Annotated in this window: 7 protein-coding genes and 2 pseudogenes; 7 read left to right on the forward strand and 2 right to left on the reverse strand. The window is 71.3% G+C overall.

Annotation, left to right across the window (positions count from 1 at the left end):
• From BZY54_RS31345 to BZY54_RS31365, 5 genes and pseudogenes are all read left to right on the forward strand, one after another.
• Positions 1-289: pseudogene (locus tag BZY54_RS31345) on the forward strand (histidine kinase); the annotation flags it as partial.
• A complete protein-coding gene (locus BZY54_RS31350) occupies positions 286-720 on the forward strand; it encodes a roadblock/LC7 domain-containing protein (protein ID WP_086728704.1) in 435 nt (144 codons plus the stop codon). The pseudogene BZY54_RS31345 and the gene BZY54_RS31350, both read left to right, overlap by 4 nt.
• 9 nt (positions 721-729) lie before the next feature.
• Complete coding sequence (locus BZY54_RS31355; protein ID WP_086728705.1) at positions 730-1,125, forward strand: DUF742 domain-containing protein; 396 nt, start codon at positions 730-732, stop codon at positions 1,123-1,125.
• 24 nt (positions 1,126-1,149) lie between these two features.
• Positions 1,150-4,785, forward strand: coding sequence for a hydantoinase B/oxoprolinase family protein (locus BZY54_RS31360; protein ID WP_086728706.1), 3,636 nt, complete (start codon positions 1,150-1,152; stop codon positions 4,783-4,785).
• Positions 4,766-5,371 (forward strand): GTP-binding protein, encoded by a 606-nt coding sequence (locus tag BZY54_RS31365; protein ID WP_086728707.1) that lies wholly within the window; start codon positions 4,766-4,768, stop codon positions 5,369-5,371. The genes BZY54_RS31360 and BZY54_RS31365 overlap by 20 nt, the downstream gene beginning before the upstream one ends.
• 148 nt (positions 5,372-5,519) lie before the next feature.
• Here BZY54_RS31365 and glpK read toward each other — a convergent pair whose 3' ends face one another.
• Positions 5,520-7,040, reverse strand: coding sequence for a glycerol kinase GlpK (glpK, locus tag BZY54_RS31370; protein ID WP_086728708.1), 1,521 nt, complete (start codon positions 7,038-7,040; stop codon positions 5,520-5,522).
• A 621-nt stretch (positions 7,041-7,661) separates the two neighbouring features.
• Complete coding sequence (locus tag BZY54_RS31375) at positions 7,662-9,287, reverse strand: GGDEF domain-containing protein (RefSeq protein ID WP_086728710.1); 1,626 nt, start codon at positions 9,285-9,287, stop codon at positions 7,662-7,664.
• Between the two features lie 194 nt (positions 9,288-9,481).
• On the opposite strand from BZY54_RS31375, the gene BZY54_RS31380 reads away from it, so the two are divergent.
• Together BZY54_RS31380 and BZY54_RS31385 are read left to right on the forward strand one after the other, a co-directional pair.
• A complete protein-coding gene (locus tag BZY54_RS31380) occupies positions 9,482-10,294 on the forward strand; it encodes a M15 family metallopeptidase (RefSeq protein ID WP_086728709.1) in 813 nt (270 codons plus the stop codon).
• Positions 10,295-10,352: 58 nt separating this feature from the next.
• Positions 10,353-10,583, forward strand: a pseudogene (locus BZY54_RS31385) (NUDIX hydrolase); the annotation flags it as partial.

The raw sequence follows: 10,583 nt of genomic DNA on the forward strand, positions 1-10,583 counted from the left end.
CCCGGCGGACACGGGCGGCCCCGCCACCGCAGCCGGCGATCCCGCACCGGACGCGGGACTGCTGCCCCGCCGGGTGCGGCAGGCGAACCTCGCCCCGCAACTCAGGCAGACATCCGAGCGACGCACCGGGGAACGGGCCGGCCCCGCCGACCGGGACGCCGACGAGGTACGCAGCCGTATGGCCTCGCTCCAGCGCGGCTGGCAACGCGGCCGTGAGGAGAACGCCGTGGGCGAGGACGCCCGCGGCGCCAGCACAGCACAAGGAACGACTAAGGGGGACGGTCGATGACCGCACCGAAGGCGACCGGCCACACCGCGACCGGCAAAAAGGAGCTGAACTGGCTCCTCGACGACCTCGTGGAACGGGTCGCCAGCATCCGCAAGGCCATCGTCCTGTCCGGGGACGGCCTGCCGACAGGGGTGTCCAAGGACCTGACCCGGGAGGACAGCGAGCACCTGGCCGCCGTCGCCTCCGGCTTCCACAGCCTTGCCAAGGGCGTGGGGCGGCACTTCGACGCCGGTGGCGTCCGCCAGACGGTGGTCGAGCTGGACGACGCCTTCCTGTTCGTGACCGCCGCCGGTGACGGCAGCTGCCTCGCCGTGCTGTCGGACGCCGACTCGGACGTCGGCCAGGTCGCCTACGAGATGACGCTCCTCGTCAAACGGGTCGGCGTACATCTGGGGGCCGCTCCGCGCACCGATGTGCCCTCCGGCGGGTAGTGGGATGACATGAGCGGAGACGGTCAGGCAAGAAGCCACTGGTTCGACGACGAGGCCGGACCCGTGGTCCGCCCGTACGCCATGACGCGGGGCCGCACCAGCCATGCGGCCCAGCACCGCCTCGACCTGATCGCGGTGGTCGTCACGGAACCCCACGTCGACGACCCGGAGGCGGACCACTCGCTGTCCCCGGAACACGTGGACATCGTCGAGCTGTGCCGCGACACCCCGCAGTCGGTCGCCGAACTCGCCGCGGAACTCGACCTGCCCATCGGCGTGGTGCGCGTCCTGATCGGTGATCTCGTGGACGACGACTACGTCCACGTGAGCCGCCCGGTGCCGCCCGCCGAGCTGCCGGACGAGAGTATTCTGCGCGACGTGATCAACGGCCTGCGGGCGCTGTGAGCGGCGCGGAAGCGGGGTGACGACATGGCAGGCTGGCAGTTCTGGGTCGACCGGGGCGGCACCTTCACCGACATCGTCGCGCGGCGCCCCGACGGCCGCCTGGTCACCCGCAAGCTGCTGTCCGACAACCCGGCGCGGTACGCCGACGCGGCCGTCGCCGGAGTCCGCGCACTGCTCGCCGACTCCCCGGACCCCGTCGAGTCCGTCCGCATGGGCACCACCGTGGCCACCAACGCCCTGCTGGAACGCAAGGGAGAGCGGACCGTCCTCGTCGTCACCCGCGGCTTTCGCGACGCGCCGCGCATCGCCTACCAGAACCGCCCGCACATCTTCGCCCGCCGTATCGAACTGCCCGAACTGCTCCACGAACGGGTCGTCGAGGTCGACGAGCGCATCGCGGCGGACGGCACCGTGCTGCGCGCGCCCGACCTGGACGCGATCGCCGGCCCCCTCCGGGAGGCGTACGACGACGGGATCCGCGCCGTCGCCGTGGTCTGCCTGCACAGCCACCTGCACCCCGCGCACGAGCGGGCCGTCGGCGAGCTCGCCGCGCGTATCGGCTTCCCGCAGATCTCGCTGTCCAGCGAGGTCAGTCCGTTGATGAGGCTCGTCCCACGCGCGGACACCGCCGTCGTCGACGCCTACCTGTCGCCGGTGCTGCGCCGCTACGTCGAGCACGTCGCCGAGGAACTGCGGCATGTACGGCTGATGTTCATGCAGTCCAACGGCGGCCTCGCCGAGGCCGGGCAGTTCCGGGGCAAGGACGCCGTGCTGTCCGGGCCCGCGGGCGGCATCGTCGGCATGGCCCGCATGTCCCGGCTCGCCGGCTTCGACCGGGTCATCGGCTTCGACATGGGCGGCACCTCCACCGACGTCTCCCACTACACCGGCGTGTACGAACGCGTCTTCACCACGCAGATCGCCGGCGTCCGGCTGCGGGCGCCCATGCTGGACATCCACACCGTGGCCGCCGGTGGCGGCTCCGTCCTCCACTTCGACGGCTCCCGCTACCGCGTGGGCCCGGACTCCGCGGGAGCCGACCCGGGGCCCGCCTGCTACCGCGGCGGCGGCCCGCTCGCCCTCACCGACGCCAACGTCATGCTCGGCCGCATCCAGCCGGCACACTTCCCCAAGGTCTTCGGACCCGACGGCGACCAGCCCCTCGACCGGGAGCTCGTCCGCGAACGCTTCACCGCACTCGCCCGCGAGATCCGCGAGCGGACCGGCGACGACCGCACCCCGGAGCAGGTCGCCGAGGGTTACCTGCAGATCGCCGTCGCCAACATCGCCAACGCGGTCAAGCGGATCTCCGTGCAGAAGGGGCACGACGTCACCCGCTACGCCCTCACCACCTTCGGTGGCGCGGGCGGGCAGCACGCCTGCATGGTCGCCGACTCGCTCGGCATCCGCACCGTCCTCGTCCCACCCATGGCCGGTGTCCTGTCCGCGCTCGGCATGGGCCTCGCCGACACCACGGCCATGCGCGAACAGTCGGTCGAGACACATCTGGCGGCCCAGGCCATGTCGGGCGTCCTGAAGACCGCCGACGACCTGGAGGGCGCGGCCCGCGCGGAACTGCGCGCCGAGGACGTCCCCGAGGAGAACATCCGCGTCACCCGGCGCGCCCAGCTGCGCTACGACGGCACCGACACCACCCTCACCGTCGAACTCACCGAGCCCGACACGATGAGGCACGCCTTCGAAGCACGTCATCGCGCCACGTACTCCTTCACGCTCGACCGCCCGATCGTCGTCGAGGCCCTCTCCGTGGAAGCCACCGGCATCACCGAACCCCCCGATCTGTCCGCCCTCGCCCCGTACCGCCCGGCCCGCGCCGGCGGCGCCGCCGCCGCCGAGACCGTCCGCCTCCACACCGGCGGCGCCTGGCGCGACGTACCCCTGCACCGCCGGGAGGACCTGGCCCCGGGCAGCGCCGTCACCGGCCCCGCGATCATCACCGAGGCCAGTGCGACGACCGTCGTCGACGACGGCTGGCGGGCCGAGGCGACCGACGACGGGCATCTGGTCATGGAACGCGCGGCGGTTACGCAGAGTTCCGATCTCGGCACGGAAGCCGACCCTGTCATGCTCGAGGTCTTCAACAACCTCTTCATGTCCGTCGCCGAGCAGATGGGCGCCCGGCTGCAGTCCACGGCCCAGTCCGTCAACATCAAGGAGCGCCTCGACTTCTCCTGCGCGCTGTTCGACCCGGACGGAAACCTCGTGGCCAACGCGCCGCACATCCCCGTCCACCTGGGCTCGATGGGCACGAGCGTCAAGGAGGTCATCCGCCGTCGCGGCTCCCGCATGCGGCCGGGAGACACCTACGCGATCAACGACCCGTACCACGGCGGCACCCATCTGCCGGACGTCACCGTCATCACCCCGGTCTTCGACACCTCGGACACGCACGGTGACGAGATCCTCTTCTACGTCGCCTCCCGCGGCCACCACGCCGAGATCGGCGGCATCGCACCGGGCTCCATGCCCGCCAACAGCCGCACCATCGACGAGGAGGGCGTGCTCTTCGACAACTGGCTGCTCGCCGAGGACGGCCGCCTGCGCGAGGAGGAGACACACCACCTCCTGACCTCGGGGCCGTACCCCTCCCGCAATCCGGACACCAACCTGGCCGACCTGCGTGCCCAGATCGCCGCCAACCAGAAGGGCGTCGACGAGGTCGGCCGCATGATCGAGGAGTTCGGTCTCGACGTCGTCCAGGCCTACATGCGGCACGTCCAGGACAACGCCGAGGAGGCCGTCCGCCGGGTCATCGACGCCCTGGACGACGGCGAGTACGCCTACGAGACCGACTCGGGCGCGGTCATCCGGGTCCGCGTCCGCGTGGACCGCGCGAACCGGTCGGCGACGATCGACTTCACCGGCACCTCCCCGCAACTGGATACCAACTTCAACGCCCCGTTCTCCGTGGTCAACGCGGCCGTCCTGTATGTCTTCCGCACCCTCGTCGCCGACGACATCCCGCTCAACGACGGCTGTCTGCGGCCGCTGAGGGTCGTCGTACCGCCCGGCTCGATGCTCAGCCCCGAGCCGCCCGCCGCCGTCGTGGCGGGCAACGTGGAGACCTCCCAGGCCATCACCGGGGCGCTCTACGCCGCGCTCGGCGTCCAGGCGGAGGGCTCCGGAACGATGAACAACGTCACCTTCGGCAACGAGCGGCACCAGTACTACGAGACCGTGGCCTCGGGCTCCGGCGCGGGCGACGGCTTCGCCGGCGCGAGCGTCGTCCAGACCCACATGACCAACTCCCGGCTCACCGACCCCGAGGTCCTCGAATGGAGGCTGCCGGTGCGCCTGGAGGATTTCTCGGTCCGGCGCGGCAGCGGCGGCGCCGGCCGGTGGCGCGGCGGGGACGGGGCGGTACGCCGCATCCGGTTCCTTGAGGCCATGACCGTCTCCACGCTGTCCCAGCACCGCAGGATCCCGCCGTACGGCATGGCGGGCGGCGAGCCCGGCGCACGGGGCACGGGCCGAGTGGAACGTACGGACGGCACGGTCGTCGAACTCGGCGGCAGCGACTCGGCCGACGTCGCCCCCGGCGACGTACTCGTCATCGAAACCCCCGGCGGCGGGGGCTACGGCCCGCCGCCCGACCCCCGTCAAGCAGGAGAAGAAATCGATGATCTTCGGGCGTTCTGAGCGCGGCAAGCCCCCGGTCGAGCCCGTCACGTTCAAGATCCTGGTGGCCGGCGGCTTCGGCGTGGGCAAGACGACCCTCGTCGGCGCGGTCAGCGAGATCCGGCCACTGCGCACCGAGGAACTGCTCACCGAGGCAGGCCGCCCGGTCGACGACCTCAGCGGCGTGGAGGCCAAGCACACCACCACCGTCGCGATGGACTTCGGCCGGATCACGCTCCGCGAGGACCTGGTGCTCTACCTCTTCGGGACGCCCGGACAGGAGCGCTTCTGGTTCATGTGGGACGAGATGTCCGAGGGCGCGCTCGGCGCGGTGGTGCTGGCCGACACCCGCCGCCTGGAGGACTGCTTCGCCGCGATCGACTACTTCGAACGGCGCTCCATCCCCTTCCTGGTCGGCGTCAACTGCTTCGAGGGAGCCCCCCGCCACCCGGTCGAGGCCGTCCGCGGGGCCCTCGACCTCGACGACGACGTCCCGGTGCTGCTGTGCGACGCCCGCGACCGGGAGTCGGTCAAGGAGGTCCTCATCGGGGTCGTCCGGCATGCCATGACGCATGCGGCGGAGCGCCGTCAGGCCGTCACCACCTGACGGGCCGCCACCTGTCGACACGCATGGTCCGTACCCCCGCCGACCGGGGTACGGTCCGTGACCCATGGCCACGCGCGCGTGGAGTGCGGACGGCTGTACGAACGTCTGCACGCGCGCGTGCGTCACGGTCGGCGCACACCCGGTGCGGTCAGTCCTCGCCGTCCTCGAGCCACCCGAAGCTCTTCTCCACCGCCTTGTGCCAGTTGCGGTACTCGCGGTCACGGACAGAGGCCTCCATGGACGGAGTCCACTCGGCGTCCATCTGCCAGTGCGACTTGAGTTCGTCCAGGTCGTTCCAGACGCCCGTCGCGAGCCCGGCCGCGTAGGCAGCGCCCAGACAGGTGGTCTCGGAGATCCTGGGGCGGATCACCGGGACGTCGAGGACGTCCGCCTGGTGCTGCATCAGCAGGTTGTTCTTCGTCATGCCCCCGTCGACCTTCAGGCTGGTGAGCTTCACTCCCGAGTCCTGGTACATGGCGTCCACGACCTCGCGGGTCTGCCAGCTCGTCGCCTCCAGTACCGCCCGCGCGAGGTGCGCCTTGGTGACGTACCGGGTCAGGCCGGTGATCACCCCGCGCGCGTCCGAACGCCAGTACGGCGCGAACAGGCCGGAGAACGCGGGCACGATGTACGCCCCGCCGTTGTTCTCCACGCCGGCCGCGAGGGACTCGATCTCGTCCGCGGTGCGGATGATGCCGAGCTGGTCGCGGAACCACTGCACCAGCGCGCCGGTGATCGCGATGGCCCCCTCCAGGCAGTAGACCGGCGGCTCGTCGCCGATCTTGTAACCCATGGTGGTGAGCAGACCGCTCTTCGACGGCACGGGCCGGTTGCCCGTGTTCAGCAGCAGGAAGCTGCCGGTGCCGTACGTGTTCTTGGCGTCGCCCACCTCGTAGCAGGCCTGCCCGAACACGGCCGCCTGCTGGTCGCCCAGGGCCGAGGCCACCGGCACGCCCGCCAGCTGGCCGACGGCGGTCCCGTACACCTCGGAGGAGGACTTGATCTCGGGCAGGATCGCCGCGGGCACGTTCATGGCGGACAGGATGGACTCGTCCCACTGGAGGGTGTCGAGGTTCATGAGCATGGTGCGGCCCGCGTTGGTGACGTCGGTGACGTGCCGGCCGCCGTCCCTGCCGCCGGTGAGGTTCCAGATGAGCCAGGAGTCCATGGTGCCGAAGGCGAGTTCGCCGTGCTCGGCCCGGTCCCGCAGACCGGGCACGTTGTCGAGCAGCCAGGCCGCCTTCGGCCCCGAGAAGTAGCTGGCGAGCGGCAGGCCGGTCTGCTCACGGAAACGATCCTGCCCGACGGAGCCGCCGAGTTCGTTGCACAGGGCCGCGGTACGGGTGTCCTGCCAGACGATCGCGTTGTGCACGGGCTTGCCGGTGGCGCGGTCCCACAGCACGGTCGTCTCGCGCTGATTGGTGATGCCGAGCGCGCTGAGCTGCTCGGTGCGCAGCCCGGCCTTGGCGATCGCGCCCGCGACCACCGCCTGCACCTTCGACCAGATCTCGGTGGCGTCGTGCTCCACCCAGCCCGGCTTGGGGAAGATCTGGCGGTGTTCGCGCTGGTCGACGGCGACGATGGCACCGCTGTGGTCGAAGACGATGCAGCGGCTGGAGGTGGTGCCCTGGTCGATTGCGGCCACGTACTTCTCGGCGTTGTCCGTCATGGCTACCCCTTGGTGGCGAGGGTCGGAAGGCTGCGTTGTGGTCGACGCCCGCGGGCGTACCTCCGATCGGCGGACACGTTGCGCGGGCCCGGGTGGCGGGTCCGAAGGGTCGCGTAAACCCGATCTCCGGGAGGGGGAAGAGGCCGAGGGTGGGAGAGGCTTCAACCTCTTCGCCCTCACTCGTATCAGTTTGTCCCACAATGGCGGGAGGCTGCGCGGGATGGCCGACGAGTACACGCACCTCCGGCGAGCCGGAGGCGGAGGAGCCGGTGCTCTCGCCGACGACCGTGTCTGCGTGGGTCATGGCGGCTCCTGGCCCCGGCGGCTTCCGTCGAGGGCGGGGAAAGGTGTCCTGCCGGTCCGGCTCGGCGTCCGTACGAGCGTGCCGTCGCAGCCGGATCGCCCGCGGGCGAGGAGGCAGGGGTGTGGCGGACCGCGCAGGGACACGGGCCCGGATGCACCGCGGACGCGTCGCGACGGCGACTGACACGCAAAGTGTTCACCCGTGCACAGGGAGCGTCAAGGCGGCCGACGGTACCGGTGGGCAGCCGCCTCCGGGCGGCGACACGTCCTCCTCGGGCGCACGCTCGGCCGGTCCCGGGCCCCTGGGCTTTTCGCGCCTCACCCCGCCCGTGTGGCCGCCACCGCCGACCCGCGGCGGATCTCGTGGCCGGGCCGGCCCGCCCGGCCCAGGACCCAACTGGGTCCCTGGAGCGCCTTCGCGGCCCTCTTCAACGGCGCCAGGCAGGCGGCCGCCTGCCGGTGGTCGGTCACGCTGCCTGCCGCACAGACGACCGTGGCCAGCGACAACGTGACCGGAAAACCGCCCACCGACCAGGGGGCGTCCAGCATGGAGGCGGCCAATGGGTCGAGTGCCTCCGGATCCGCCAGCACCAGGAAGTCGTCACCACCGATGTGTCCCACGCGCGCGGGGTCGGCCGCCGTGTGCTGCAGTGCCCGCCCCACCGAGCGGATCAGCTCGTCGCCCGCCGCGAACCCGGCACCGTCGTTGACCTGCTTGAAGTGGTCGATGTCCAGCCAGCTCAGCGCGAACGTCCGCCCAGCGAGGATCCGCCGGTCCACCTCGCCCGTGATCGCGTCCGAGCCGGGCAGCCGGGTGAGGGGATTGAGCGCCGCCGCCTCCTCGACGCGGGACTCGGCCAGCGCCCGGACCAGGTCCGCGAGCCGTACGACGCCCACGCACCGCCCGCGCCGGTCGACGACCGCCACATCGTCCGACGTGCGGTCCCGGCCGCCGACCGCGACGACGTCCAGCACCTCCCACGCCGTGGCGTCGATGCCGACCGTGCGCGGCGGATCGCCCAGCTTGGCTGCCGGACGGTCGGCGTACAGGGCATGGCCGTAGCGCCCCGACATCATCAGCAGGAAGCGGGACCGGTGCACCGACCGCAGCGGCGCTCCGTGCGCGTCCACGAGGAGCACCCCCGACACCTCGGGCGACCCGGTCAGCAGCGTCTGCACACGGCCGGCGGAGGCGTCGGCGGGCAACAGCGCGGCGGGCCGCAGGAACTCCCGCACCGAGGGTCCCGAGCGCGGCGCCGGCACCATCCCGGGGGAGCGCGGCGGAACGTACACGTCCGCGGCGGGCAGCCGGGCCGGCGGCGCGAACAACTCGCCCTGCGCCAGTTGCGCGCCGGCCGACAGCGCGAGCGCGCACTGCCGTTCGGTCTCCACGCCCTCGACGGCCAGCAGCGCCCCCACCTGCTCGCACAGTGCCCGCATCGCCCGTATCGCCGCGGGCCGCGCCAGCAGTGAGGCGTCGAGCTTCACCAGGTCCGGTGCGAGGTCGGTGAGCATCCGCAGCGGCAGGTCCCCGTCGCCGACACCGTCCGCGGCGATCCGGAACCCCTGAGCGTGCAGGACGCCGACCGCCTCCAGCAGCGCCCGCTGCGGTACGTGCGTGTACGGCGGTACGACGTCGATCGTCACCTCCCACGGCAACCGCCCCGCCGCGCGCACGGCTTCGTGCAGAGGTCCGAGGCCGCCGAGGTCGGCGAGCGTACCGGCGAACACGTTGAGGTGGAGGGGCAGCAGCGTCTCCGTACGCGCTGCCGCGCGAAGCGCTGTCACCGCCAGCCGGCCGTCGAGCTCGGGGTCGCGGCGGGCGTCGGCCAGGACGTCACCGGTCTCCGGCCGGGCCAGGACCTCCAGAGCCGTGACCCCGCCGGTGGCGAGATTGACCACGGGCTGGAAGGCGAAGCGGAGAGTATCCGTCCAGGAAGGCACGGGAGCATGATGGCGGCGCCCGCCCACGCCCAGGCCGAGTTCACGAGACGTTAACGCAGGATTCCGACGCGATCACACTGGGTGTGCGAAAGGGCTTTCGGTCTCTCCGCGTGCGTACGAGAGAACCCGTGTCCCGCCGGAACAGTGCGCAACCGCTTCCCAGGCGCGACCCGCTCCCTATAGATGTAGGAGACATGACACGTCTGTCCCGTGCCCTCCGCGGTGTGATCACCGCAGTGGCCGCCCTGCTGACCGTGACCGCCGCCTCCGCCACCGCCCGGGCCACTCCCGCCGACCCCAAGGCGCCGAAGGATTTCGTAGCGCTGAGCTCCGTGGATCCCACGATCATCCAGGAGATGCGCTACTTCACACCCCACAACTTCGTCGGCGAGCGCATCGACGGCTACCAGCAGTCGCTGTGCATCCTCACCCGGCCCGCCGCCCAGGCCCTGCACAAGGCCCAGGAGCAACTGTTGCGCAAGGGCTACAGCCTGAAGGTCTACGACTGCTACCGGCCGCAACGCGCCGTGGACCACTTCGTCCGCTGGGCCAAGGACCTCGACGACCAGTCCATGAAGGGGGAGTTCTACCCGCGCGTCGACAAGAACCGGCTGTTCGACGACGGCTACATCGCGGCGAAATCCGGCCACAGCCGCGGGTCGACGATGGACCTCACCGTCGTCAGGCTCCCGGCCCGGCCGACCCACCCCTACGTCCCCGGCCAGTCACTGGTGCCCTGCTACGCGCCCAAGGACGAGCGCTTTCCGGACAACTCCCTCGACATGGGGACCGGATTCGACTGCTTCGACACCCTCGCGCACACACTCGATCCCAGGATCCAGGGCCAACAGCGCGCCAACCGGCTGCTGCTCAAGAGCACGATGGAAAGCCTCGGATTCGTGAACCTCGCCGAGGAGTGGTGGCACTACACCTACCAGCCCGAGCCCTACCCGGACAGCTACTTCGACTTCCCCGTCTCCCGGAAGTCCCTCACACCGGGACGCTGAGCGACTGCGTGAACGTCTGACGGAAGACGCCCCTCTCCCGATCGGATACAGTCCGCGCGTGTCCGAAAATCTTCACCCGACTGTCAACTCCGCACCGGACTCCCATTGTTCGAGCTGCGGAGCGCCCTACGGGGAGGGCATCTCCGGCTGGCCCCGCACCTGCCCGGCCTGCGGGACCGTGGCCTACCGCAACCCGCTGCCGGTCGCGGTGGCCCTCCAGCCCGTGTACGACACCAAGGGCACCGCCCTGGTCGTGATCACTCGCACCGTGGCCCCCGCGCGCGGGGGC

It is taken from the genome of Streptomyces carpinensis (assembly GCF_002154505.1).
Taxonomy (GTDB): Bacteria; Actinomycetota; Actinomycetes; order Streptomycetales; family Streptomycetaceae; genus Streptomyces; species Streptomyces carpinensis.